Origin of the sequence: Kribbella sp. NBC_01245 (assembly GCF_036226525.1) — a bacterium.
Taxonomy (GTDB): domain Bacteria; phylum Actinomycetota; class Actinomycetes; order Propionibacteriales; family Kribbellaceae; genus Kribbella.
The window spans coordinates 8589112-8613921 of sequence record NZ_CP108487.1 but is presented as its reverse complement, the minus strand read 5'-3'; the positions used below and the strand labels follow the sequence as shown (position 1 = coordinate 8613921).

Here is a 24810-nt window from a genome sequence, read left to right as displayed (position 1 = left end):
GAGCAGTCCCGATATCTGGAGGAAATCACCATGCGACAGCGCAAGATCGCTGCTCTGGGCGCGATCGTCGCCCTGGCGACCGCCGGCCTCACGGCCTGCGGCGACGAAGGAGGCACCGGCTCCGGCGGTGGCGGCGACAAGATCGTCATCGGCGTCAAGTTCGACCAGCCCGGTCTCGGCCTGAAGGAAGGCGCCAAGAACACCGGCCTCGACGTCGACGTCGCGAAGTACGTCGCGAAGGAGCTCGGATTCGCCGAGGACAAGATCGAGTTCAAGGAGTCCCCGTCGGCTCAGCGCGAGGACCTGCTGGCCAACGGCCAGGTCAAGCTGATCTTCGCGACCTACTCGATCACCGACGCCCGCAAGGAGAAGGTCTCCTTCGCCGGCCCGTACCTGGTCGCCGGTCAGGATCTCCTGGTCAAGGCCGACAACACCGACATCACCGGACCCGAGACGCTGAACGGCAAGAAGCTGTGCTCGGTCACCGGCTCGACGTCGGCCCAGAAGGTCAAGGACAAGTTCGCCAAGACGGTCCAGCTGCAGGAGTACGACGGTTACGCGAAGTGCGTCGTGGCGCTGGCCGCGGGCGCGATCGACGCCGTCACCACCGACAACACCATCCTCGCCGGATTCGCCGCCCAGGCCGCGAACCAGGGCAAGTTCAAGGTGGTCGGTAAGACCTTCTCCGAAGAGCGCTACGGCGTCGGCATCAAGAAGGGCGACAAGGAGACCTGCGAGAAGGTCAACACCGCCCTGAAGAAGATGGTCGACTCCGGCGACTGGCAGAAGGCCTTCGACGCGAACCTCGGTGCCGCCGGCCTGACGCTCGACCCGGCCCTCAACCCGCCGAAGGCATTCGACGCCTGCGCCTGATCCTCGACTGATGGGGAGGAGCCTCGCGCTCCTCCCCATTGTCAGGTCTGCGTCACATTCCCCTGCAGGAGAAGCATGGATCTGATCTCCGAACTGTTCTCCGAGTACGACATTCTCGGGGCGTTCAAGATGACCATTTATCTGACGCTGCTGTCGGCCGTCGGTGCCCTGGCGATCGGCACCTTCGTCGCGGTCATGCGGGTATCCCCGGTCCGGGTGATGCGGCTGATCGGCAGCGGCTACGTCAACATCGTGCGTAACACGCCGCTGACGCTGATCATCGTGTTCTGCAACCTGGGCCTCTTCCTGCAGCTCGGGCTGACGCTCGCCGGCAAGACGTCCGAGACCTTTCTCGTCGACAACAACTTCCGGCTCGCCGTCCTCGGCCTGGCCGTGTACCACGCGTCCTTCGTCGCGGAGGCGATCCGCAGTGGCGTCAACACCGTGCCGCTCGGTCAGGCGGAGGCGGCCCGCGCGATCGGCCTGCCGTTCGTGAAGACGCTCGTGTACGTCGTGCTGCCGCAGGCCTTCCGCGGTGCGATCGCGCCGCTGGCCAACGTATTGATCGCGCTGACCAAGAACTCCACCGTCGCCTCGGTGATCGGTGTGACCGAGGCGTCCGCGGTGATGAAGGTGATGATGGAGAACCGGCCCGACGTGATCTTCGTGGTGTTCGGCATCTTCGCGCTGGGCTTCGTCATCCTCACCCTGCCGGTCGGCATCCTGCTCACCTCGATGTCGAAGCGCCTGGCGGTGAAGCGATGAGTACGACGAGCGTTCTGTTCGACGCCCCTGGCCCGAAGGCGAAGCGGAACTATCTGCTGCTCGGTCTGGCGAGTATCGCGGGCCTGCTGGCGGTGTTGTGGTTCGTCCTGGTCAAGCTGAACGAGAAGAAGCAGCTTGAGCCGGAGCTGTGGAAGCCGTTCCTCACGGCCGAGATCTGGACCGAGTACCTGATTCCCGGCTTGATCGGCACGCTGACCGCGGCCGCCATCGCGACGGCGTTCGCCCTGGTCCTGGGCGGTCTGCTCGGCGTCGGCCGGCTGTCGTCCCAGATCTGGATCCGCTGGCCCTGCAGCATCATCGTCGAGTTCTTCCGGGCCGTCCCGGTGCTGCTGATGATGCTGTTCGCCTACAAGCTCTACGCGGTCTACAACCTGTTCCCCTCCGACCAGCTCGCGCTGGCGGGAGTGGTGACCGGTCTGACCCTCTACAACGGTTCGGTCGTCGCAGAGCTGGTCCGCTCGGGCGTCCATTCGCTGCCGAAGGGCCAGAACGAGGCGGCCCTCGCCGTCGGCCTCACCACCGGCAAGACGATGCGGCTGGTGCTGCTGCCGCAGGCGGTCACGGCGATGCTGCCGGCGATCGTCGGCCAGCTGGTCGTCATCCTGAAGGACACCGCCCTCGGCTACATCATCACGTACGAGGAACTGCTGCGTAAGGCGGAGCAGATCGGCAACTACAAGTCGAACCTCGTACCGGCCCTGATCTTCGTCGCCGCGATGTTCGTCCTGATCAACTGGGGCGTCTCGGTGCTCGCCAACAAGGCCGAGCAGCGAACCCGCCGTCGCGGCCACACCGCCGGGGGCCCCCTCGCCCCCGACCAAATCGACCAGGCCGCCGTCGAGATCGCCGCGGCCCAAGCAAGACCCCCCGCCTAACAACACGCATCGGTCCCTTGTGACCGGGCGTGTCGCAGTTCATCGGGCCCTTGTGACCACTCCGGTCACAAGGGCCCGCTGCTATGGCGGCCCTTCCTCCTTTGCGTTGATTGGTCTGAATCCGCTCGCCCTTTGCGCGGCGAGTTCGTTTGGTCGCCTACGTAGGCGGGCGGATTCGGACCAATCAACGCTAAACGCCTGCCCACTATGAGCTTCCGGCCCGCGCGTCTATTGCTGGCACCCGTCCCCTGAGTTCTTCCGAATTGTCAGGCCGGTCCGGCCCGCATCAAGGGCTTCATCGGCTAGCGCCGACGCTCACGCGCCCTTGACGCGAACCGAACCGGCCAAGGACAGCGGGCTATTCAGGGGACGGGTGGAGTCTGACCGGGTGTGGTGGTTGCTAGGACGCTGCCGCGTCGCGGGGTGCCGCGGCTTCCGCGAACTCGTGCGCCCTGGCAGTGGCTAGCGACGGTGGTGGGGGGTTACCACCCCGGAATCCGAGGTGGTAACCCCCGCTCACAGTGGCTAGCCGCTTGGGTGGGAAGGCCTCAGTGAGGCTGGAACGCGGTCCGAACTGTCAGCCGAGGAGATGCGGTACGTCGAAGGTGCCGTCGGTGAAGCCGGCCTTTTCGAGGCCATGCGTCGGCTCGGCGAGCACGCGTCGTACATCCGAATGGGCGGGTTTGACCATGTCGCGGAGGTACGTCCAGACGGTGGTCGGAACCGCCTTCTCGTGGTCCAGGGCAACCGCCAGGCCGACCGTCTCCGCGTCGTCCGGGTAGTGCGCGATGTACCCGGCCGCCTGGCCGTCTACCTCGACCACGTAGAGCCCGTACGGCGTCGAACCGTCGAGCGTCACCAGGAAGTCCTGCTCCGCGGCAGTGGACGCTGACGGGAGTTCGGCGTACTCGATCGGCTTGAACGCGATCTCGGCCGCAGGGGCCTGCGTAGCCGCACAGAAGTTCCCCCGCGAGATCTCGACCGGCACAACCCGTCCAGCCGCCTCCTCGAACGACACCCACTCGTACCGGTCGTGCTCGGGATCAACCAGGTCAATGGGCGTATCCGCCGGTACATCGCAGCCGAACACCACCCATCCCCCGGACAGGTCCACCGGCCACAGGGTGAATCCGGACAGCCCGGCCTCCTCCGCGAGCTCACGCTCAGCCGCAGGCAACACCGCCTCCCCCGGCTGGCGACAACCCGCAGGCGCGGTCCAGGCCCAGTCCCCCTCGTAGTCGGCACCACGCTCGGCCCGGTGCAGTAGCAAGTACTCGAACCCGTCGCCACCTGGACGTCGTACGACGACGGTGGTGCCGCGTGGGTCGTCGTCAGCGATCTCGAGGCCATCCCAAGTGCGATCCGTCACCGCAGGGTGCCGAAGGAGTCGCGGAGGATCTCGATCGCCTCGGTGGTCTCGTCCTCGGTCAGGGTCATCGGCGGCGCCATCCGCAGGACGTTGCCGTAGAGACCGCCCTTACCGATGAGCAGGCCGCGATCCTTCGCCTCCTGCTGGAGCTTCGCGGTCTTGGCCGCGTCGGGCTTGGCGTCGTCGGGGTTCACGATCTCGGCCGCGAGCATCAGCCCCTTGCCGCGGACATCGCCCAGCTCCGGATACTCCTCGGCGATGCCGCGCAGGCCATCTGCCAGCTGCGCACCGCGCTTGGCCGCGTTGGCCTGCAGGTCGTGGTCGAGCAGATAGTCGAGCGTGGCCTTCGCGGCCGTGGTGGAGATCGGGTTACCGCCGAAGGTGGACAGCGAGTTCGCGCTGAGGCTGTCCATCAGCGAGGCGCGCGCCACCACGCCACCGATGGCGAACCCGTTGCCGAGGCCCTTCGCGAACGTCATCGCGTCCGGCACGACGTCGTGCGCCTGAATACCCCAGAAGTGCTCGCCGGTCCGGCCCCAACCGGTCTGGACCTCGTCGGAGATGAGCAGGATGCCGTACTCGTCGAGGACCTCCTTGAACGCCGCGTACAGCCCGTCAGGCGGCGAGGCGAACCCGCCCACGCCCTGGATCGGCTCGAGGATCATGCAGGCCACATCGCCCGAGGTGGTGGTCTCGATGACGTTGCGGAGGTCGTCGGTGCAGACCTTGATGTACTCCGCGTCGGGCAGATCGCGGAACGGGCTGCGGTAGCGGTACGCGCCCTGGACGTACTGCACGTTCACCGGGGACAGGCTGCTCGCGGACCAGCCGCGGTTGCCCGTGATCGCCACGGTGCCGAAGGCGCGGCCGTGGTACGAGTTGCGCATCGCCAGCACCTGGTTGGACCGGCGGTTCTGGGTGGCGAGCAGCAGGGCCGCCTCGTTCGCCTCGGTGCCGGAGTTGGTGAAGAAGACCTTGGCGTCCGGAATGCCCGACAGCTCGGCGATCTTCTCGGCCAACTCGATCTGGCGGCGGATCAGGTACACCGTGGAGGTGTGCGCGATCCCCGTGGCCAGCTGCTCGCGGACCGCGTCGGAGATCTCGGCGACGTCATAACCGATCGCGTTGGTGAGGATGCCCGCGAAGAAGTCGAGATACTCCTTGCCCTCACCGTCGGTCACCCGGCGGCCCGAGCCGGACACGATCTCGATCGGCTCTTCGTAGTACAACGCGAGCCAGTTCGGCATGACGGCCTTGTGACGCTCCCAGAGCTCCGCATGTGTCATGGGGCCAGCTAACAACATGTCCGGGGTTGGACGGTAGAAGGCCTATGGTTTTGCCGTGACCACACCTGCCGTGCCGCACGTCGAGATCGAGTCCGTGGCCCAGTTCGACCAGCTCGTCGCGGCCGGCGCCACGGCCATGTCCGGGTGGCGCGTGCAATCGGTAGACCTCACCGACCGGACGACCGCGCTGTTGCGACTGGACCCGGCCGGCTCGCTCTTCCTCGGCGACCGGCTCGCGCCCGAGGCCGAGGAGTGGATCCGCGGTGGCGGTGGCCTGATCTTCCCGAACATCCCGTCGCTGCCGTTCGACCCGTACCGCGGCAGCCTTTACAGCGCGGAGGAGCTGTACGCCGGTATCGAGCAGGGGTACGACGCGACGCCCGACGCGCTCATCTACGCGTGGTCCCGGCAGGTCGACGACAAGGGCGATACGAGTCACACCCTCGCGGCAGCGCTGCACGACCACGCGATCGCGGACGCCCTGGCCGAACAGCCGATGGACCGCCGCTGGGTAGGCGTGATGGGCGGCCACGGCATCGCTCGCGGCACTGCGACGTACCGCGACGCTGTCCTGCTCGGGCGCGAGCTAACCCGGCAAGGCCTGACCGTGGTGACGGGAGGCGGGCCCGGCGCGATGGAGGCGGCCAACCTCGGCGCCTCGCTCTCGACGTACGACGATGAGGCCCTGGATGGCGCGCTGGCGCGGCTGGCGGTGGTGCCGTCGTTCCGGCCGTCAGTGGCGGACTGGGCGGGCGTGGGGTTGGAGGTACGGCGGCAGTACCCGGGTGACGGGGGTGTCGCGGTGCCTACCTGGTTCTACGGGCATGAGCCGCCTAACGTCTTTGCCGGCTGTATCGCCAAGTACTTCTCCAACGCGCTGCGCGAGGACGTACTGCTCAGCCGTGCGCGCGGGGGCATCGTCTACCTGCCCGGAGCGGCTGGGACGGTCCAGGAGATCTTCCAGGCGGTTACACCGAACTACTACGGCGACGACGCCACCCAGATCCCACTGATCCTGGTCGGCGTTGAGCACTGGTCCGTTGATCTGCCGGTCTGGAACGTCCTCCAGTCCCTCTCCGCCGACCGCGCCATGGCCCACGCGATCCACCTGGTCGACTCGATCGAGGACGCCGCCAAACTCGTTGGCTGAGCTGCCGGAGTTCATGAGAGCATCCCGGCAGTTCCCAAGCTGAGAGTAGGTTTCGTCAATGGCGTGTCGTTTCAGTCAGATCGTGCTCAAGTGCCTCGACCCCGAGGCGCTGGCGCTGTTCTGGTGCGAGGTCCTGGACTTCGTCGAGCTCGAACGCGAGGCCGAGGGTTGTATCGAGATCGGCCCGCGCGAAGGGTTCGGTGGCGCGCAGCCGACGATCTTTCTCATCCGCACCGAGGATGTGAAGACGAACGGGCATTCCCGGCTGCACATCGACGTCAACCCCACCGACCGCGATCAGGACGCAGAGCTCGAGCGTCTGCTGGCCGCCGGGGCCCAATTCGTCGACGTCGGTCAGCCCGCAGAGGCGCACTGGCACGTCCTCTCCGATCCAGAAGGCAACGAGTTCTGCCTGCTCAAGACCCGCCTCGCCCCACTCTGACAGTCCCCGTCAGTTGTGAGTCAGGTCGTCCGGTCGGAGGGTGGCGACGAGCTCGCCCCGGCTGCGGACGCCGACCTTGAGGAAGGCCGCTTTGAGGTGGTCCTGCACCGTATGCGGGGAAATCGACAGGCGGTCGGCGATCTCGCCGGTGGTGTGACCGGAGATCACTTCTAGGCAGATCTCGCGCTCCCGCGAGGTCAACCCGTAAGCGACCAGCAGCATCGTCACCAGGTGATGCCCGCTGGCCGGTTCGATCGTCACGACGAGTTGAGGATCGTCGTCATCGCTGATCAGGCGGCTGGCCTGGAGGATCACCCAGCCGCCGGTCGCCGCCTGCACGCGTGCCTGGAAGGAGCCCGACGCGGCCGCCAGAGCACCGGTGACCACGGCCCGCAGCAGCACCAGGAATCGGCCGGGCGCGATCTGATCCAGTTCGTCTTGCCAGGCCGAGGCGGCAGGCGTGACGGCCCGCGGCTCCCCCCGCGGACCCGTCACGACGATCGACGGTCCTGGCGCGCCGCGATGCCCGTGGGCGTTCGTACGAACCGCGATCCGGGTGGCCGCCGCGATCACTGGTGATACCGAGGCGAGGAACTCCACCTCGCGGTCGGTGAACTCCGTCCCATCCCGCACCAACCCCGCGGCACCCCAACAGGCGCCGTCAACGGTGAACGCGGCGCGTAGCTCATGGTCGAGCCCGAGCGGACGCCACACCTCGTTGAGCCGGCGGTTGCCGACTACGTCCCGGTACGGCAGGTCCGACAGCCGGGCGACCGGGAACGGCCTGCGTGCCAGTTCGGCGAAGGAGTTGCGGTCGGTGCCGGCGTACTCCGCCTCGGCCAAGCGCGGCTCGTACTGCGGCGGGATGCGGTTGACGCCACTGGTCATCGAACTGATCACCACGGTGTCGGGGTCCATCGAGGCCCAGCAGGTCAACCCGCTGGCCACGACGCGGTCGACCACGTCGATCGCGGCCGTGTGCAACTGCGCGACGTCGAGCCCCGCCGTGGCGAGCGCCGCGATCTCCCGCCTGGCGGCACGTGCCTGTCCCTCCCACATGTGGCCAGTGTGCGCCCGGTTCCGCCTCGGGGCCATCCCTGAAAAGTGGGGATCCCGGCCGTCGCACGAGCCCATCCGGACGGGATGGTGACGGTCGTCAGCGGCTCCTAGCGTGAGGCGAAACCAGCTGAGGAGGGGATCTGCCATGAAGGCATCCGTGAAATTCAGTCCGCCCGGCACCGGCACCGAGTACGTCGCGCCGGACGCCACGGTCACGGTCAAGATCGCGGCCGTGCACACCGGCGGGATGTACGAGCTCTTCGAGATCGACGCACCCCGCGGACCGGCCGGTCCACCGCACAAAGAGGCGTGGAGCAAGGCGTTCTACGTCCTCCAGGGACGCATCCTCGTGCAAGCGGATGACAGTGCCTACGACCTCGGACCCGGATCGTCGATCACCATCCCGGCCGGCACCACCAACACGTTCACCGTGCTGACGCCCGCGGCCAAATTCCTCGCCATCAGCCTGACCGACAGCATGGGCCGGTTCTTCGCCGACCTGGACAAAGCGCCGGCCGGGGATTTCGAGGCATTACGTGTGGTCATCGCTCGCCATGGCGTGACGATCAACGGGGAGATGCCATGAGTACGACGGCGCAGGTGCTCGCGGTTTTCATCGGGGTGATGCTCGTGTCGGTGTTCGTGATGGAGTCGTTCCTCTATCGCCACCCGAAGCTCTACCCGCTCTTCCTGATCGACGCAGACGACTTCGATGCCGTACGGATGTGGACCATCAACATGGGCTTCTATAACCTGACGACCGCCGTTGCCCTGTTCGCCGGAGTGGCACTGGTCCGAACCGACCATGTCGCCCAGGGGGAAGCGCTCCTTGTGTTCACGGCCGCACAACACGTCTTCTTAGCTTTCGTGCTGGTCGCGTCGCAACGAAAACTCTGGCTCAACTCGATCATGGAGGGTCTGCCGGCGGCCGCACTTCTCGTGGCGGCGCTCGCCTGATTCCTCGCTTTTCGAGAACTGTCGGTGGGCTTGTCTACGGTTTGGCGGACAAGGTCGAGCAAGGAGGTTCCGATGGTTGCCGCCGTACCGGAAGACTTGGCGCGTTTGCTGGTGGCGCACATCAATGCCGGCGACGTGGAGGCGGTTGTCGCGCTCTACGAGCCGACGGCCGTGCTGGCTCTGCCGGGTGGAGGGATCGCGGCAGGGCATACGGAGATCCGGGCGTTCTATACCGACCTGCTGGGCGGATGAGCGGTGGGACGACGCTCAGGGGTGGCGGAGCCAGTCTTCGGCCTGGTCGAGGAAGAGGTCGACCTGCTCGATCTCGTAGCCCTCGCGCACCCGGACCACGCTGAACGCGACCTCTCGCACGTCGCGATCGGTGACCGGCCGATCGACCGGCCGGCGATTGACCGTGGCCATCACCCGGTCGACAAAGTCATCGACCTCGTCCATGTCGTACGCCGCCCGGAGCCGCACCGGCGAGAACTGCGGCGGCTCGAACTGCACCGGGTCGCTCTGCTCTGGGCGGTGGGTCGTGTGGTCGGTCGTCTTGTGGGCCGTGCGGTGCGGGGGCTCGTCCGCCGGCAGCCAGCTCACCGCTTGCGACAGGAAGTCGTCGACCTGTTCGGCCGCATAACCCGGACCGAAGAACGGCCGGCCGAAGGTGGCGTTCTGAACGTCGGCGCGGGTGAGCTCGGGCCGGGTCAGCTCCGGGCCGGACGGCGTGCCGCGCTCGGTGGCGGCCAGCACGCGATTGACGAAGGCATCGACGTCGGCGCGGTCATAGCGCTCGCCGGTCCGCCGTACGGCGAAGTCTGGGCGCAGCAAGGCTCAGTCGCCCGCGGCGGCGAGCTGGCCGCAGGCGCCGTCGATCTCCTGCCCGCGGGTATCGCGGACGGTGGTGGGGATGCCGTGCGCCTCGAGCCGCCGGACGAACTCGCGCTCATCGGCCGGGTCGGAGGCGGTCCACTTCGAGCCGGGCGTCGGGTTCAGCGGGATCAGGTTGACGTGCACCCACCCCCAGTCGCCGCGGGCCGCGAGCTTCTCGCCGAGCAGGTCGGCTCGCCAGGCGTGGTCGTTGATATCGCGAATCATCGCGTACTCGATGGAGACGCGGCGTTTGGTCTGCTGGGCGTATCCCCAGGCGGCGTCGAGAACCTCGTCGACCTTCCACCGGTTGTTGATCGGCACCAGCTCGTCGCGGAGCTCGTCATCCGGCGCGTGCAGCGACAACGCCAGTGTGACCGGGATGCCCTCGGTCGCGAGCTGCTTCATCCGCGGCACCAGGCCGACGGTGGAGACGGTGACGCCACGAGCCGAGATGCCCAGGCCCTCGGGCGACGGCTCGGTGAATCGCCGGACGGCGCCGATCACGGCCTTGTAGTTGGCCATCGGCTCGCCCATGCCCATGAAGACGATGTTGTTGACCCGACCCGGTCCGCCGTTGATCTCGCCACGGGCCAGGGCGCGGGCGCCGTCGACGACCTGCTCGACGATCTCGGCGGTGCTCATGTTCCGGGTCAGCCCGGCCTGGCCGGTCGCGCAGAACGGGCAGGCCATGCCACAACCGGCCTGGGAGGACACGCACATCGTCGTCCGGTCCTTGTAGCGCATCAGCACGGACTCGACCAGCGAGCCGTCGAGCAGCTTCCACAGGGTCTTACGGGTGGTGCCGTTGTCGCACTCCATGTCGCGCACGCGGGTCAGCAGCGGCGGCATCAGGTCAGCGACGAGCTTGTCCCGGGTCGCGGCCGGCAGATCGGTCATCTGCGCCGGATCGTCGGTCAGCCGGGAGAAGTAGTGGTTGGACAGCTGGTTCGCGCGGAAAGCGGGCTCCCCGAGCGCGGTCACCGCGGTCTTGCGCTCCTCGCCACTGAGGTCGGCCAGGTGCCGCGGCGGCTTCTTGGCACGGCGCGGCTCATCGAAAACCAAGGGCAGGGAGGTAGTCATCTTCACCGATTGTCCCTGCCCCGGCCTCCGTTCACAAATTCACCTACTCGAAAGCGGGGAATGTCACCCGGTTCCAGGTCAGACCACCGTCGGTCGTCCGCATCAACCGGCCATAGCTGCTCGCGTAGCCCACCGACGACGTCTGGAAGTAGAGATCACCCACCTCGGCCATGCCGGTGATCACCACCTCGCGGGTGCCGCCATCCACCCGGACCCGCGTCGCCTTGCTGGTCGGGCCGGCGTAGTAGAGCGCCGCGTCCGCGCTGATCGCGGCGATGTGGTTCACCGCGCCGGGCCGCGGCACGTTGCTGGTGACCGTCTTCCAGCTCTTGCCCGCGTCGGACGACAGCATCAACGTCGGTCCGGCCGAGGCCGAGGTGGGACACATCAGCCAGATCACGTCACCCGGTCCCGCGGACACCTGGGTATCGATCGAGGTGGTCTTGCAGGGCGTCATCCGGGGTTTGTGGTCGGAGTTGCTGACCACGACTCCGACCATGCCGTTGACGTCGCCGCTCGCGACGGCCCGGCCCCAGACGGAGTAGTCGTGCGCCCGGCCTAGACCCGGCTCGATCCGGGTGAAGTACGGCGAGCCGCCGCCTCGGTAGAGGTGCATGTCCGAGCCCGTGCCGATTTTGAAGATCGGGGTACTGCCTTGCCCGTAGACCGCCCGGATCACCCCTGGTGCCTGATGGGGGGTCCACGTTTTGCCATCGTCCTCGCTCGACTGGATCGATCGCTGCGAACCACCAGAGGTCCACCAATAGTCGCCCGAGACACCGAGATCGTGCGCCTGCCCCGGAGCGGACTCCTCGTACTGGAAGGTCTTTCCGCCGTCCGTGCTGAGCAAGATCGGATAGCAGCCGGCGCCATTGCAGTTGCCGTCTCCGATAACCCGGATCGTGCTGTCACCGTTGGTCGCCGCACCGCGGAAGTTGAAACCCGACACCGTGACTCCGACAGTCGGCGTCACCGCGGGAGTGGTGGGCGTGATCGTCGGAGTTGTGGTGGCGGTGTTCGTGGGCTGGCCGCCGATGGCCGGTCCCTCGGTCGTGCCTTTGGTCGGCGCCGAGGTCGGCGCGGTCTGCGGGGTGGTCGTCGGGGACACACCGGGAGGCGGCGTGGTGGTTTTGCCGACGACCGGCGGGTTCGCGTCGGTGATGTCGCCGAGGTTCAGGGCGAGCGTCGTACCGGCGGTGACGATCGCGAGCGTGCTCAGCGCGACCGCGCCGATGCGGCGGCGGTGCAGCCGGGTGGCGCCCTTGGAGACGCGGTCCAGCATCACGTCCGCACCGGTCACGTAGTCACCGTCGGCCTTGTTCTGCAGGACCCGCTTCAGGTCGTTCTCGAGGTCACTCATCGCACCTCACCTCCGACCAGGTTCTTCTCGTCCATCAAAGTCCTCAACTTGGCCATGGCCCGGGAGGCCTGGCTCTTCACCGTGCCGGTGCTGACGCCCATGGTCGCCGCGATCTGGACCTCGCTCAGGTCCTCGTAATACCGCAGCACGATCACCGCCCGCTGCTTCGCGGGCAGTTGTTTGATCGCCTCCCACAGGCCGTCGTCGCGTTCGTTGCCGGGTGACTCGCCGGATGCCTTCTCCGGCGGCTGGTCGGTCAACCGCTCCTTGCGGTGCCGGCGCCAGATGCTCACGTTGCGGTTCACCATGATGCGCCGGACATATCCTTCCGGATCGTCCTTGGCATCGATCCGCGACCACGCCAACATGGCCCGCTCGAGCGCGTCCTGGACCAGGTCCGCCCCCGAGTGCGGATCACCGGTCAGCGCATGCCCGAAACGCAGCAGCTTCGGCAGCCGCGCCTGCACGAACTCGTTGAACGCAGCGCGTTCCCCGTCGTTCATCCCCACCCCTTTTCCGACTCCAGCAGACCAAGGACGCCTGACCGCGTCGGAAGGTTGCACGGGCGCGGAAATATTTCACCGTCGCCCGTTGTTGACTGCTCACTGAGATGACCAATCCCTGGAACCTGACCGAGCGGCTGCATGTCGATCTGCAGCGCGTGACCAGTCACGCCTGTCGAAGCTGACCGCCTCCGTACTCCTGGTCAGTCCTTCCGAAAGGTCATCCCCGTGTCATCCGCTCCTACTGTCGCGCCCAAAAGGTTCACCATTCCCTTCGGCGCCCAGATCCTGCTCGGCCTCGCGCTCGGCGTCGTCCTCGGGCTGATCGCCCGCGCCGGTGACGTCGGCTGGCTCGCCACGACACTCACCACTGTCGGCTCGATCTTCGTCCAGCTGCTCAAACTGGCCGTCCCGCCACTCGTCTTCACCGCGATCGTCATCTCGATCACCAACCTGCGCGAGGTGAGCAACGCCGCCCGGCTGGCGCTGCGCACGCTCGGCTGGTTCCTGCTCACGTCGTTGATCGCGGTCCTGATCGGTATCGGGATCGGCCTGATCGTCAACCCGGGCCGGGGCCTGAGCCTCGACACCGCCGGCGCCGAACGGCCCGAGAACGTCGGCAGCTGGCTCGACTTCCTCACCGGCATCATCCCGACGAACCCGGTCGCCGCCTTCGTAGAGGGCAACGTGCTGCAGATCGTCTTCCTCGCGGCTGTCACCGGTGCCGCTGCACTGGCCGTCGGTAAGGCCGCGCAGCCGGTCATCACCTTGTCCGCGGCCGTGCTCGAGCTCGTCCAGAAGGCGTTGTGGTGGGTCATCCGCCTGGCCCCGATCGGTACGGCGGGCCTGATCGGCAAGGCCGTCGCGAACTATGGCTGGGATCTGCTGTCGCCGTTGGCCAAGTTCTCCGGCGCCATCTACCTGGGTCTCGCGCTGGTGCTGCTCGTCGTCTACCCGGCTCTGCTGGCGTTCGTCGCCCGGCTGAATCCGCTGCGCTTCTTCGCCGGCGCCTGGCCCGCGATCCAGCTGGCCTTCGTCTCCCGGTCCTCGGTCGGCACGATGCCGTTGACCCAGCGGGTCGTCACCGACAACCTCGGCGTGCCGAAGGAGTACGCCGCGTTCAGCGTGCCGTTCGGCGCCACCACCAAGATGGACGGTTGCGCCGCGATCTACCCGGCCATTGCCGCGATCTTCGTGGCTCAGGTTTTCGGGGTCGACCTCGGCCTGAAGGAGTACGTGCTGATCGCCTTCGTCTCCGTGATCGGCTCGGCCGCGACCGCCGGTCTGACCGGAGCGATCGTGATGCTGACGCTCACCTTGTCGACCCTCGGCCTGCCGCTGGAAGGCGTCGGCCTGCTGCTCGCCATCGACCCGATCCTGGACATGGGCCGTACCGCCGTGAACGTCGCCGGTCAGGCGCTCGTCCCGGTACTGGTCGCCAAGCGTGAGGGCATCCTCGACGAAGACGTCTACAACGGCCACGAGGACCGCGCGATCGCCGACAACCGGGTGCCGGTAACCGTCTGATGATCAGTACGTCGGTGCTGGGCGTGCCGCAGTCGGTGCTGGGCGTGCCGCTTTCGGTCCTGGATCGGTCTCGGACCCGGCAGGGCGAGTCCGAGCCGGAGGCCCTTCGGCAGACGGTTCGGTTCGCCCAGCAGGCCGAGGAGCTCGGGTATCACCGCTTCTGGGTCTCCGAGCACCACAGCGTTCCCGGCGTCGTTGGCTCGGCACCGACAGTACTGGCGGCCGCCATCGCCGGTGCCACCTCGCGCATCCGCGTAGGCACCGGCGGCGTGATGTTGCCGAACCACCAGCCACTGGTGGTCGCGGAGCAGTTCGGCGTCCTGGAGTCGCTCTACCCGGGCCGGATCGACATGGGCCTCGGCCGGTCCGTCGGATTCACCAACGGCATCCGTAGAGCGCTAGGCGTCGACAAGGACGCCGTGGAGGACTTCGCGGCACAACTGCGCGAACTACTCGGCTACTTCGACGGCAGTCAGCAGGTCCATCCCCAGGTGCACGCACGCCCTGGGGAGGGCCTGCGCCTCCCGACGTACGTCATGGCCGTTGGAGAGGGCGCCTTGCTCGCGGCGGATCTAGGACTGCCACTGGTCATCGCAGGCGTCCGTGGTGAGGACGAGCTCCTTGGGTGGATCAACCGGTACCGCTCGGAGTTCCGCCCGTCGGCCTGGGGCGAGGCGCCGTACGTCGTGTTGGCGTCGACGGTGGCAGTTGCCGACAGCAAGGAAGACGCGCGGCGGCTGTTGTTGCCGGAGGCATGGGCTAGCGCCTATTCGCGTACGCGTGGGGTGTTCCCGCCACTGCAGTCGGTGGACGACGTACTCGCGCTGGAGATGACGGAGAAGGAGCGCGGGTTCTTCGAGTCGTCTCTCGCTGGCCAGGTCTACGGCACGCCTGACGAGGTTGGAACCACTCTGCAGGGGCTGATCGCTCGTACGCAGGCGGACGAGCTACTGGTGACTACGAACAGCTTCGACCGTTCGGAGCTGCTTGCGTCGTACGAGAAGCTCAGCGCCCTAGCCTGACCTGCAGGCCTTTCTTAACGTCCGGCCACTCGTCCGCGAGGATCGAGAACAGCACCATGTCCCGGAACGTCCCGTCGTAACAACGCTGGAACCGCCGCATCGTGCCCTCGTGGACCGCACCCAGCTTGGCGACGGCCCAGAGCGACCTGGTGTTGCGGATGTCCACCCCGATCGCGACCCGGCCGAATCCGCAATCGTCGAAGACATGCCCAAGCATGAGTAGCTTGGCCGCCGGGTTGAGCCCACTCCCCCACAACGCCGGCCGGAACGCCGTAGCGCCCACCTCGATGCTCTCGTTCCGTACGTCGATCTCGGCGAAGCTGGAAGTCCCGACGAGCTGGTTGTCCGCGACCAGCCGGATGGCGTAGATCAGATGGCTGTCGGCGTACTTGGTCCACTGCTCGCGCATGTGGTCGAGATCCCGGGGCGGACCGGCTATGCCGCCATAGCCGGTCCCGTAGACCTCGGGATGCGCGATCGCGTCGTACAGCTCGGGAATGTCTTCGGTCGTCAGTCTGTCCAGGCGGATGTATCCGTCGGTCAGGGTCCGGCCGTCCGGAGCGGTGGTGGTCATTTCACCAGGAGATGCAGGATCAGCCAGACGAATGGCGCGGTGGCGAGCAGCGAGTCCAGGCGATCCATGATGCCGCCGTGCCCGGGCAGCAGGTTGGACATGTCCTTGATGCCGAGGTCGCGCTTGATCATCGACTCACCGAGATCGCCCAGCGTCGCCGTACCCACCGAGATCAGGCCGATCAGCACACCGATCCACCAGTCACCGTCCAGCAGGAAGATGACCGACAGCGTTCCGGCGAGCACACAGCCGATCGTGGAACCGGCAAAACCTTCCCACGACTTCTTCGGGCTGATCGTCGGCGCCATCGGGTGCTTGCCGAACAGCACACCCGCGACATAACCGCCGACATCACTGGCGACCACGACGAGGAAGAACGTGATCACCCGCCCGGGCCCGTCCTCAGGACGCACCAGCAGCACCGCGAAACCGGCCAGCATCGGCACATAGCCGATCAGGAAAATACTCGCGCTGGTATCGCGGACGAACCCCTGCGCGCCGCCCGGCATCCGCCAGAAGACGGTCGCGAGCACGGTGAGGCCCATCGCGGTCAGCAACGCCAGTGGCCCACCGAGATAGGCCGCGACGAGCATCGCGAAGGATCCGGCCAGCATCGGCACCTCGGCGACGGACGCGCCGCCGACCTTCAGCGCCTTGCCCATCTCGTCGACCGCGACCAGGATCACGGCCACCACGAGAACGATGAAGAGCCACTTCTGCCAATAGAGCGAGCCGATGATGGCAGCACCGAGTACGACCCCGACGCCGATCGCGGCCGGGAGATTGCGCCCGGCCCGGCTCGGCGTGGGGGCGCTCTGGTCGAGGCCCATCACACCTCGAGCAGTTCGGCTTCCTTGTGCTTGAGCAGATCATCGATGGCGTCGACGTTCTTCTTCGTCAACGCATCGAGCCGCTTCTCAGCACTCTTGCCCTCGTCCTCGCCCGCGTCGCCGTCCTTGACGGACTTGTCGACGGCGTCCTTGGCGTGACGGCGGATGTTGCGCATCGAGACCTTGGCCTCCTCGGCCTTGGTCTTCGCCAGCTTGATGTACTCCTTGCGGCGCTCTTCGGTCAGCTGCGGCATCGAGATCCGGATCACCGAACCGTCGTTACCCGGGTTCACGCCCAGGTCGGAGTCGCGAATGGCCTTCTCGATCGCGACCATTGCGCTCTTGTCGTACGGCGAGATGAGGACCGTGCGCGGCTCGGGGATCTGGAACCCGGCGAGCTGCTGGAGCGGGGTCTGCTGGCCGTAGTAGTCCGCGGTGATGTTCGCGAACATGGCGGGGTGCGCCCGGCCGGTCCGGATCGCGGCGAACTCGTCCTTGGCGACCTCCACGGCCTTCGCCATCTTCTGCTCGGCTTCGCGGAGTGCTTCGTCGATCACGACAATCCTCGCTTCCTCGGGGCCGCCTCGGTGCGGCCGCTCCAACCCTATGAACGCAACCGGTGCAACGCCCGGAACAACGCTTTGTGCGTGTCGGGACCGTTACCGGCCGGCCGACACGATGGTGCCGATCTTCTCACCCCGGATGACGCGGGCGATGTTGCCCTCCTCCAGACCGAAGATCACGATCGGAAGAGCGTTGTCGCGCGCCAGGCTGATCGCGGTGGCGTCGGCCACCTTGAGACCGCGCGCGAGGAAGTCGTCGTAGGACAGGCCGTCGAACTTAACCGCGTCCGGGTTCTTCTTGGGGTCGGAGTCGTAGACCCCGTCCACACCCTGCTTACCCATCAGCAACGCCTCGGCGCCGATCTCCAGCGCGCGCTGGGCGGCGACCGTGTCGGTGGAGAAGTACGGCATGCCGGAACCGGCGCCGAAGATCACCACGCGGCCCTTGGACAGGTGCCGGTCGGCCTTGCGCGGGATGTACGGCTCGGCGACCTGGCCCATCGTGATGGCGGTCTGCACGCGCGTCTCGATGCCGAGCTTCTCCAGGAAGTCCTGCAGGGCGAGGCAGTTCATCACCGTGCCGAGCATGCCCATGTAGTCGGCGCGGTTGCGCTCCATCCCCCGCTGCTGCAACTCAGCACCGCGGAAGAAGTTGCCGCCGCCGACCACGATCGCGACCTGCACACCGCCGCGAACGACCTCGGCGATCTGCTTGGCGATCGAGTTCACCACGTCCGGGTCGACGCCGAGCTTGCCGCCGCCGAACACCTCGCCGGACAGCTTCAGCAGCACCCGCTGGCGCTTCTCCACCTCAGCCTGTCCAGCCACTGCGCTGGTCCCAGCCACTGTGCTGATTCCAGCCACTGTGCTGATTCCAGCCGAAGAGGCCGGATTCGTCTCGGTACCTTCGGTTTCCGTCACGACTCCGGCCTCCTCGTTAGGCTGTGTTGACTGGCTGGATCGAGCTGCCGTCAGGCCCCGACCTCGAAGCGAGCGAACCGCTTGACGGTCACGCCGGCCTCGTCGAGAACCGTCTTCACGGTCTTCTTGTTCTCCTGGACCGACGACTGCTCGAGCAGCACGACCTCCTTGAAGAAGCCGTTCACCCGACCCTCGACGATCTTCGGCAGCGCGCCTTCCGGCTTGCCCTCTTCGCGAGCGGTCGCCTCGGCGATCCGGCGCTCGTTCTCGACCGTCTCGGCCGGGACCTCGTCGCGGTTGGTGTACAGCGGACGCATCGCGGCGGCCTGCATGGCAGCGCCCCGGGCGGCGTCGATGTTGTCACCCTCGAATTCGACCAGGACACCGACCTGAGCCGGCAGGTCGGCCGCACGCTTGTGCATGTAGGCGGCGACGTTGCCCTCGGTGAAGACGGCGACCTTGCCGAGCTCCAGCTTCTCGCCGATGACGGCGGCCAGAGACTCGATGTTCTCGGCGACGGACTTGCCGTCGGCCAGCTTCTCGCTGAGCAGGCCCTCGATGTCGCCGACCTTGCTCGCCGAAGCGTGCGCGACGATGTCGTTGGCGAGCTGCTGGAACTGCTCGTTCTTGGCGACGAAGTCGGTCTCGCAGTTCAGCTGGACCAGCGCGTTCTCGGCCGCGGCCACGAGGCCGTTGGTGGCGGAGCGCTCGGCGCCACGCTTGGCGGCCTTGGCCGCGCCGTGGATGCGCAGCTCCTCGATCGCCTTCTCGAAGTCGCCGTCGGTGGTCTCGAGCGCCTTCTTCGCGTCCATCATGCCCGCGCCGGTGGCGTCGCGGAGCTTCTTCACGTCAGCGGCGGTGTAGTTCGCCATTCCTCGATCTCTCGTCTTGTCGGAGCGTCTGCTGGGTGGGCTGGCCTGCGGCCTGACCGGAGCCTGGGGCTCTGGTCAGGCCTCGGGTAGATCAGGCCTTGGCGTCGTCGGCCTTCGGGGCCTCATCGGCCACGGCGGTCTCGTCAGCCTTCGGGGTCTCCTCGGCGGCCGGCTCGACTACAGCGGCCGGCTCGGTCTCGGCCGGGGCCTCGGTGGCGGCCGGCGCCTCGGTGGACGCGGCAGCGGCAGCGTCAGCCGGGGTGTCGGTGGCGCCCTGGCTCTCGAGCAGCTCGCGCTCCCAAGCAGCCATCGGCTCCTCGGCGCCCAGCTCCTCGCCGGCGGCGGCAGCACCCTGGCCACCGCGCGACATCAGACCGTCGGCGACGGCGTCGGCGACCACGCGGGTCAGCAGGCCGACCGAACGAATGGCGTCGTCGTTGCCCGGGATCGGGAAGTCGACCTCGTCCGGGTCGCAGTTGGTGTCCAGGATGCCGATGATCGGCAGCTTCAGCTTGCGCGCCTCGTCAACGGCGAGGTGCTCCTTCTTGGTGTCGACGATCCAGACGGCGGCCGGAACGCGGGCCATGTCACGGATACCGCCGAGGGTCTTGAGCAGCTTGTCGTGCTCGCGACGCTTCTGCAGCAGTTCCTTCTTCGTCACACCGGAAGCGGCGACGTCGTCGAAGTCGAGCAGCTCGAGCTCCTTGAGGCGCTGGAGCCGCTTGTTGACGGTCTGGAAGTTGGTGAGCATGCCGCCCAGCCAACGCTGGTTCACGTACGGCATGCCGACGCGGGTCGCCTGCTCGGCGATCGCTTCCTGCGCCTGCTTCTTGGTGCCGACGAAGAGAATCGCGCCGCCGGAGGCGACGGTGCTGCGCACGAACTCGTAGGCGCGGTCGATGTACGACAGCGACTGCTGGAGGTCGATGATGTAGATGCCGTTGCGCTCGGTGAAGATGAATCGCTTCATCTTCGGGTTCCAGCGACGGGTCTGGTGCCCGAAGTGGACGCCGCTCTCGAGCAGCTGCTTCATGGTCACGACGGCCATGAGGTGTTCCTCCTGTCGCGGCCCGGCTCAGCCGGGCACGCCTGTCTCGGTTGTCCACGGCGGACCGGGTCGGTCCGTCGTGCCTGACGCCCGCACGCACCAATCCCCTGACCGGCTGAGCCGGTATCGAGGACCGAGAGGTGCGTCCGCCGTCCCGCACCGAGGTGCGGCCTTTGGTCGGCGGGCGTGCGAAGTCGCCCCGTTCACACGGGACGCCTCCAGAAGTCTACGGGGTTGAACCGGTCGAGGTCGAACCGGGCCCGCCTTCATCCACAGGCCCGCTCCCGGGACGGCTATCCACAGGCGGTGAATCAGTTGTTCACAGAGGGTGATCCGACGGCATCTTCTCCGCATGGACACCTTTTTCCGGCCGCTTTCCCGGTGCTGCCTCTTCCTCGTCGCAGTCTTCGCCGCCCAAGCAGCCGCCACCGCCCCCGCGTGGGCTGCCGCCTTGGCACCGCCTGCTGCCTCGGCACCGGCTGGCGCCTTGTCAACGGCTGATGCGTCGGCACCGGCTGGTGCCTTGGCAACGGCTGATGACGGCTGGCCGCTCAGCCCGCGGCCGGCGGTCGTTCGCCCGTTCGAGCCGCCGCCGGAGCCGTGGGCGGCGGGTCATCGCGGTGTCGACCTCGCGGGTGCCATCGGTCAGGCCGTGCTCGCGCCTGCTCCCGGGACGGTCCGGTTCGCCGGCGCGATCGCCGGCCGCGGAGTCGTCGTGCTCACCCACGGCTCCAGCCGTACGACGTACGAGCCGGTGGTCGCCGTGGTGCGCGTCGGCCAGGTCCTAGCCCGCGGCGAACCACTCGGCCGGTTATCCGCGGCCGGGAGCCACTGCGCGCCCGCGACCTGCCTCCACTGGGGCCTGCTCAGAGGCAAGCAGTACGTCGACCCCCTCACCCTCATACGCCACCAAGGCGTACGCCTACTGCCCTTGCTCCCGCCAGACGGAAAGCCGGGCCTACCGCCTGACGGAAAGCCGGGCCTACCGCCTGACGGAATGCCGGGGCCAGCGCCGGACGGGAAGCCCGGGTTACCGCTGGACGGGAAGCACGTGCTGCCGCTGGACGGGAGGCCAGTGTCGCCGCTGGATCTGGACGGGAAGCCGGTGGCACCGCTGGACGGAGAACCGTTGTCGCCGGTGGACGGGGTGCCTGTCGCGCGGTCCGGGCCGGTTCCCTCAGCGTCGGGTGACGGTGGTTCGACTGGTTCGGGGGCTGCGGGCGGCTCGGGGACGGTGGGCTCGGGCGGCCGTGGCGACGGTTCGGCTGGCGCGTTGGCGGTGGGGTTGGCCGCGACCGCGGTGATCGGTAGTGCCGTACTGGTCCGGAGGCACTGACCGATGAACGTCGGCCGATTGCCGACAGCTCATGGCGCTCAGGTGATGGCGCCTAGCTGGCCGAGGCCATCGGGTGGCGCTCAGGTGATGGCGCTTAGCTGGCCGACGACAGTCGGATGGACGTCACCGGATGGCGGTCAGGGGACGGCGCTCGGCTGTTGGCGGCTAGCGGGCAGGCGGTTCGGCGATGTTGGTTAGCTGCCGGGGACGCGGGCTTGCCAGGCGTCGTCGTCGCGGGCGCGGCGTTCGACTCCCGCGGGCAGCTTGCCGGAGCCGAGATCGGCCAGCGTGGTGTTCTCCAACACGTCGCGCAGACTGTCGCGGGCCGCGATCCAGACCCGCTGCAGGACGACGGCGCGGTCGTTGTAGTTGACCGCCTCGGGCCGGGCGCCGGAGATGCTCACGATCGGACCGTCGACGGCGCGCATGACGTCGGCGACCGAGATCTCGGCCGGGTCCATCGCCATTCGCCAGCCGCCGGACTGCCCGCGCTGACTGGACAGGATGCCGACCCGGCGCAGATCGGCCAGGATGCCCTGCAGGAAGCCGTGCGGGATGCCCTGCGCGCGGCTGAGCTCCTCGGCCGAGATGACGCCGGGGTTGTCCTCCGTAGATCGCCTGGTGATCTCGATCAGCGCCCGAAGCGCATAGTCAGACTTCGCCGAAACCCGCATACAACGCAGTCTGCCGTATCGGGGTACCGGTCACGCGCGTGGATGGGCCTGGTCGTAGGCGCGTCGCAGTCGATCGCCCGAGACATGGGTGTAGATCTGCGTGGTCGCGAGCGACGCATGCCCGAGCAGTTCCTGCACGCTGCGCAGGTCCGCACCACCTTCCAGCAAGTGCGTGGCCGCCGTATGACGCAGACCGTGTGGCGACAACTCAGGCGCGCCCTCGATCGACGCGACCCGCTCGTGCACGAGGCGCCGTACCGCCCGCTGGTCGATCCGCCCACCGCGAGCGCCGAGGAACAACGCCGGCCCGCTGCCGGGTTGGGCCAACGCCGGTCGCCCCTGCCGCTGCCAGCCGTCCAACGCCTCCCCCGCAGGCACGCCGTACGGGACTGACCGCTCCTTGCGCCCCTTGCCGAACACCCGCACGACCCGGCGGCCCGTATCCACGTCGTCGATGTCGAGACCGCAAAGCTCGCCGACCCGGATGCCGGTGGCGTAGAGCAGTTCGATGATGGCGAGATCCCGCAAACCGACCGGATGCCCGTCATCGGCCGCGATCGCGCTCACGTCGAGCAACGCCTTCGTATCGCTCGCACCGAGCACGCCGGGCAGCGTGCGATGCGGCCGCGGGCTGGCCAGCAACGCGCCCGGGTCGGTAGCGATCCTGCCGGTCCGGTGCGCCCAGGCCGTGAACACCCGTGCCGCCGTCGCCCGGCGCGAAATCGTGCTCCGGGCCTTGCCGAGGCTCTGCTGCTTCGCCAGCCAGGAGCGCAGACCGCGCAGGTCGAGGCCGGCCAGCTCGTGGTGCCCGAGCCGGGTGAGGTGGTCCAGCAGGTCGCCGATATCGCCGAGATAGGCCCGAACGGAGTGCGCGGTGAGATCCCGTTCGGCACTGAGGTGCCGTTCGTAGTCGCGCAGTAACACAACGAAATCTCCTGACAAATCAGGGGTTTCGGGTTCTACAACGTTGGCCATGCCTCGACCATGCGCGAGACGGACCGATCGGACAAGTCACCACGCCTTGGATGTGACCGAAGCTCTGGTCCCTGCGCCGCTGAGCGACTACTGTTCGCCCCGATTGCCCAAGTCGCAACGGAGGCACCCCTGACCATGGCCCCCTCGGCGAGCGGACAGACAATAGGCCGGAAACTTCCGGTCGAGTCGGCGTTCACCCGTGTCGAAGACGCACGTCACCGTCTGCCGCGCCTGTTCGGCCGGCGGGACATGGTGGTGCTCGGCCTCGGAGTGATGATCGGTTCTGGCATCTTCAGCCTCAGTGGCAGGCAGGCCGCAGCCGTCGCCGGACCCGCAGTGATCATCTCGTTCGTGATAGCGGCGGTCGTCTGCCTGCTCGCGGCGCTTTGTTACGCGGAACTGTCCTCCACCATTCCCGTATCGGGTAGCGCCTACACCTTCAGCTACGTGACGTTCGGCGAGACCTGGGCCTGGCTGGTCGGCTGGGCCCTCGTGCTCGAGCTGGTCACCGCGGCCTCCATCGTCGCCCGGGTCTGGGGTGCGTATCTGCTGGCGACCCTGGACGGGTTCGGGATAGGCATACCCACGGGCATCGCGAAGTTCGCGGACCCGGAGGCGAATGTCAACCTGGTCGCGCCCGCGCTGCTGTTGCTGCTGACCTTCATGGTCGTGACCGGCACCAAGCTGTCCGCGCGCGTGCTCACGATCGTGGTCAGCGCGAAGGTGGCCGTCATCCTGCTGGTCGTCATCGTCGGCGCCACGCACGTCAAGGCCGAGAACTACAAGCCCTTCATCCCGGCGGCCAAGGCGGCGCCCGCGGAGTCCAGTCCGACCTTGCTGGGCTGGATCCTCGATCTGTCGTTCGGCCCGTTCGGCACCATGGGCATCTTCACCGCGGCCAGCGCGATCGTCTTCGCCTTCATCGGCTTCGACCTGATCGCGACCGCCTCGGAGGACGCCCGCAACCCGCGCAAGACCGTGCCGCAGGGCATGCTGCTCGGCCTCGGCGCGGTCACCGTGCTGTACGTCGCGATGGCGATCGTGCTGGTCGGTCTCCGGCCGTACGGCCAGCTCGGCGGCGACGCCCCGGTTTCGGAGGCGATGGCCTCGGTCGGGGTGGACTGGGCCGCCAACGTGGTCAACCTGGGCGCTCTGCTGGCGCTGATGACCGTGATCATGGTGGTCCTGATCGCCCAGAGCCGCGTGCTGTTCAACATGGGTCGTGACGGCCTGCTGCCGAAGGGGCTGGGCCGGGTCAGCCGGGTCTACTCCTCCCCCGCTCGGGCAGCCACCGCGGCCGGCGCGGCAGCCATCGCGCTGACGCTCTACCCGAAGGTGCTGGAGCTCGAGGAGCTGCTGGTCATCGGTTCGCTGTTCTGCTTCGCGTTCTGCGCGGTCGGCGTACTCACCCTGCGTCGCTCCGAGCCGAACCTGGAGCGCGGCTTCCGGGTCCCGCTGGTGCCCCTGATCCCGCTGCTCTCGCTCGCCGCCACGATCTGGCTGATGCTGAACCTGGCCACCTCGACGTGGGTCAAGTTCATCGTCTGGATGCTCGTCGGCCTGGCGATCTACGGCTTGTACGGGCGCTGGCACAGCCGCCTCGCCAACGAGGACGAGTGGGACTTCGACAACGCCGACACCGATCCAGGCACCGGCGGCCTGCGCGTAGTCCGCAACGAGAACATCGGCCCCAACGGCAAGCCCCGCGGCCGCCACATGCGCCACTGACCACAGCAACACCAGACACCACCGAATCGCCGGCCGCGCACCTCGCGGCCGGCGATTCGCCTTTATCCACAAGGCGCAGATCGGTGTGTACGGACACCGCCACAACGGCATCTTCTCTGCCGGAGGT

The 24810-nt window shown here is 67.6% G+C and carries 27 protein-coding genes; 12 read left to right on the top strand and 15 right to left on the bottom strand.

Going from position 1 to position 24810, the window contains the following annotated elements; all coding sequences use genetic code 11:
• Positions 1-30 precede the first annotated feature (30 nt).
• The 3 genes from OG394_RS39725 to OG394_RS39715 all read left to right on the top strand — a co-directional run bounded on the left by OG394_RS39725 (position 31) and on the right by OG394_RS39715 (position 2534).
• Complete coding sequence (locus OG394_RS39725) at positions 31-873, top strand: glutamate ABC transporter substrate-binding protein (RefSeq protein ID WP_328992545.1); 843 nt, start codon at positions 31-33, stop codon at positions 871-873.
• Between the two features lie 75 nt (positions 874-948).
• Positions 949-1638: an amino acid ABC transporter permease gene (locus OG394_RS39720; protein WP_328992544.1), complete on the top strand. Its 690-nt coding sequence runs from the start codon at positions 949-951 to the stop codon at positions 1636-1638.
• Entirely contained in the window at positions 1635-2534 is a 900-nt protein-coding gene (locus OG394_RS39715; RefSeq protein WP_328992543.1) for an amino acid ABC transporter permease, read from the top strand. Before OG394_RS39720 ends, OG394_RS39715 begins: the two co-directional genes overlap by 4 nt.
• 577 nt (positions 2535-3111) lie before the next feature.
• Here the strand turns inward: OG394_RS39715 and OG394_RS39710 are convergent.
• Both OG394_RS39710 and OG394_RS39705 read right to left on the bottom strand, forming a co-directional pair.
• On the bottom strand, positions 3112-3903 hold the full coding sequence (locus OG394_RS39710; RefSeq protein WP_328992542.1) for an NUDIX domain-containing protein: 792 nt from the start codon (positions 3901-3903) through the stop codon (positions 3112-3114).
• Complete coding sequence (locus OG394_RS39705) at positions 3900-5189, bottom strand: aspartate aminotransferase family protein (protein ID WP_328992541.1); 1290 nt, start codon at positions 5187-5189, stop codon at positions 3900-3902. The genes OG394_RS39710 and OG394_RS39705 overlap by 4 nt, the downstream gene beginning before the upstream one ends.
• 136 nt (positions 5190-5325) lie before the next feature.
• On the opposite strand from OG394_RS39705, the gene OG394_RS39700 reads away from it, so the two are divergent.
• Both OG394_RS39700 and OG394_RS39695 read left to right on the top strand, forming a co-directional pair.
• Positions 5326-6339: an LOG family protein gene (locus tag OG394_RS39700; RefSeq protein WP_328996926.1), complete on the top strand. Its 1014-nt coding sequence runs from the start codon at positions 5326-5328 to the stop codon at positions 6337-6339.
• Between the two features lie 58 nt (positions 6340-6397).
• Entirely contained in the window at positions 6398-6781 is a 384-nt protein-coding gene (locus OG394_RS39695; RefSeq protein WP_328992540.1) for a VOC family protein, read from the top strand.
• A 9-nt stretch (positions 6782-6790) separates the two neighbouring features.
• Here the strand turns inward: OG394_RS39695 and OG394_RS39690 are convergent, their stop codons facing one another.
• Entirely contained in the window at positions 6791-7840 is a 1050-nt protein-coding gene (locus OG394_RS39690) for a helix-turn-helix transcriptional regulator (RefSeq protein WP_328992539.1), read from the bottom strand.
• A gap of 145 nt (positions 7841-7985) precedes the next feature.
• Between OG394_RS39690 and OG394_RS39685 the strand changes: the two genes are divergently transcribed.
• The 3 genes from OG394_RS39685 (at position 7986) to OG394_RS39675 (ending at position 9049) form a co-directional block, all read left to right on the top strand.
• Positions 7986-8426 carry a cupin domain-containing protein gene (locus tag OG394_RS39685; RefSeq protein WP_328992538.1) on the top strand — a complete coding sequence of 147 codons (441 nt, stop codon included), beginning with the start codon at positions 7986-7988 and terminating at the stop codon, positions 8424-8426.
• The gene (locus OG394_RS39680; protein ID WP_328992537.1) at positions 8423-8797 is read left to right on the top strand and encodes a DUF1304 family protein; all 375 of its coding nucleotides are present in this window, start codon (positions 8423-8425) and stop codon (positions 8795-8797) included. Before OG394_RS39685 ends, OG394_RS39680 begins: the two co-directional genes overlap by 4 nt.
• Positions 8798-8869: 72 nt before the next feature.
• Positions 8870-9049, top strand: coding sequence for a nuclear transport factor 2 family protein (locus OG394_RS39675; RefSeq protein ID WP_328992536.1), 180 nt, complete (start codon positions 8870-8872; stop codon positions 9047-9049).
• Between the two features lie 15 nt (positions 9050-9064).
• On the opposite strand, the gene OG394_RS39670 is transcribed toward OG394_RS39675, so the two are convergent.
• Genes OG394_RS39670 through OG394_RS39655 form a run of 4 tightly spaced genes read right to left on the bottom strand, consistent with a single transcriptional unit; the run spans position 9065 to position 12613 of the window.
• Positions 9065-9628: a DivIVA domain-containing protein gene (locus tag OG394_RS39670; protein ID WP_328992535.1), complete on the bottom strand. Its 564-nt coding sequence runs from the start codon at positions 9626-9628 to the stop codon at positions 9065-9067.
• Between the two features lie 3 nt (positions 9629-9631).
• Positions 9632-10750 (bottom strand): 23S rRNA (adenine(2503)-C(2))-methyltransferase RlmN, encoded by a 1119-nt coding sequence (rlmN, locus tag OG394_RS39665; RefSeq protein WP_328992534.1) that lies wholly within the window; start codon positions 10748-10750, stop codon positions 9632-9634.
• 43 nt (positions 10751-10793) lie between these two features.
• Entirely contained in the window at positions 10794-12110 is a 1317-nt protein-coding gene (locus OG394_RS39660; RefSeq protein WP_328992532.1) for a WD40/YVTN/BNR-like repeat-containing protein, read from the bottom strand.
• Positions 12107-12613, bottom strand: coding sequence for a SigE family RNA polymerase sigma factor (locus OG394_RS39655; RefSeq protein WP_328992530.1), 507 nt, complete (start codon positions 12611-12613; stop codon positions 12107-12109). Before OG394_RS39655 ends, OG394_RS39660 begins: the two co-directional genes overlap by 4 nt.
• Positions 12614-12841: 228 nt before the next feature.
• On the opposite strand from OG394_RS39655, the gene OG394_RS39650 reads away from it, so the two are divergent.
• Positions 12842-14140 (top strand): dicarboxylate/amino acid:cation symporter, encoded by a 1299-nt coding sequence (locus tag OG394_RS39650; protein ID WP_328992528.1) that lies wholly within the window; start codon positions 12842-12844, stop codon positions 14138-14140.
• The gene (locus OG394_RS39645) at positions 14140-15162 is read left to right on the top strand and encodes an LLM class flavin-dependent oxidoreductase (protein WP_328992527.1); all 1023 of its coding nucleotides are present in this window, start codon (positions 14140-14142) and stop codon (positions 15160-15162) included. Before OG394_RS39650 ends, OG394_RS39645 begins: the two co-directional genes overlap by 1 nt.
• Here the strand turns inward: OG394_RS39645 and OG394_RS39640 are convergent.
• The 6 genes from OG394_RS39640 to rpsB form a co-directional block, all read right to left on the bottom strand.
• Positions 15146-15736 carry a GNAT family N-acetyltransferase gene (locus OG394_RS39640; RefSeq protein ID WP_328992525.1) on the bottom strand — a complete coding sequence of 197 codons (591 nt, stop codon included), beginning with the start codon at positions 15734-15736 and terminating at the stop codon, positions 15146-15148. The genes OG394_RS39645 and OG394_RS39640 overlap by 17 nt on opposite strands.
• On the bottom strand, positions 15733-16566 hold the full coding sequence (locus OG394_RS39635) for a phosphatidate cytidylyltransferase (RefSeq protein WP_328992523.1): 834 nt from the start codon (positions 16564-16566) through the stop codon (positions 15733-15735). Before OG394_RS39635 ends, OG394_RS39640 begins: the two co-directional genes overlap by 4 nt.
• A complete protein-coding gene (gene frr, locus OG394_RS39630; protein WP_328996925.1) occupies positions 16566-17120 on the bottom strand; it encodes a ribosome recycling factor in 555 nt (184 codons plus the stop codon). The genes OG394_RS39635 and frr overlap by 1 nt, the downstream gene beginning before the upstream one ends.
• 105 nt (positions 17121-17225) lie before the next feature.
• Complete coding sequence (gene pyrH / locus OG394_RS39625; protein ID WP_328996924.1) at positions 17226-17939, bottom strand: UMP kinase; 714 nt, start codon at positions 17937-17939, stop codon at positions 17226-17228.
• Positions 17940-18100: 161 nt separating this feature from the next.
• On the bottom strand, positions 18101-18922 hold the full coding sequence (gene tsf, locus OG394_RS39620; RefSeq protein ID WP_328992521.1) for a translation elongation factor Ts: 822 nt from the start codon (positions 18920-18922) through the stop codon (positions 18101-18103).
• Positions 18923-19013: 91 nt separating this feature from the next.
• Positions 19014-19970, bottom strand: a complete 957-nt coding sequence (rpsB, locus tag OG394_RS39615; RefSeq protein ID WP_328992519.1) for a 30S ribosomal protein S2 — start codon at positions 19968-19970, stop codon at positions 19014-19016.
• Between the two features lie 352 nt (positions 19971-20322).
• Here rpsB and OG394_RS39610 point away from each other — a divergent pair, with 352 nt between their 5' ends.
• Positions 20323-21306 (top strand): M23 family metallopeptidase, encoded by a 984-nt coding sequence (locus tag OG394_RS39610; RefSeq protein ID WP_328992517.1) that lies wholly within the window; start codon positions 20323-20325, stop codon positions 21304-21306.
• Between the two features lie 194 nt (positions 21307-21500).
• Here OG394_RS39610 and OG394_RS39605 read toward each other — a convergent pair whose 3' ends face one another.
• Together OG394_RS39605 and OG394_RS39600 are read right to left on the bottom strand one after the other, a co-directional pair.
• Positions 21501-21980: an RrF2 family transcriptional regulator gene (locus OG394_RS39605; RefSeq protein WP_328992515.1), complete on the bottom strand. Its 480-nt coding sequence runs from the start codon at positions 21978-21980 to the stop codon at positions 21501-21503.
• Positions 21981-22010: 30 nt separating this feature from the next.
• Positions 22011-22955, bottom strand: a complete 945-nt coding sequence (locus OG394_RS39600; RefSeq protein ID WP_328992513.1) for a tyrosine recombinase XerC — start codon at positions 22953-22955, stop codon at positions 22011-22013.
• Between the two features lie 135 nt (positions 22956-23090).
• Between OG394_RS39600 and OG394_RS39595 the strand changes: the two genes are divergently transcribed.
• Positions 23091-24683: an APC family permease gene (locus OG394_RS39595; protein WP_328992512.1), complete on the top strand. Its 1593-nt coding sequence runs from the start codon at positions 23091-23093 to the stop codon at positions 24681-24683.
• Positions 24684-24810 lie beyond the last annotated feature (127 nt).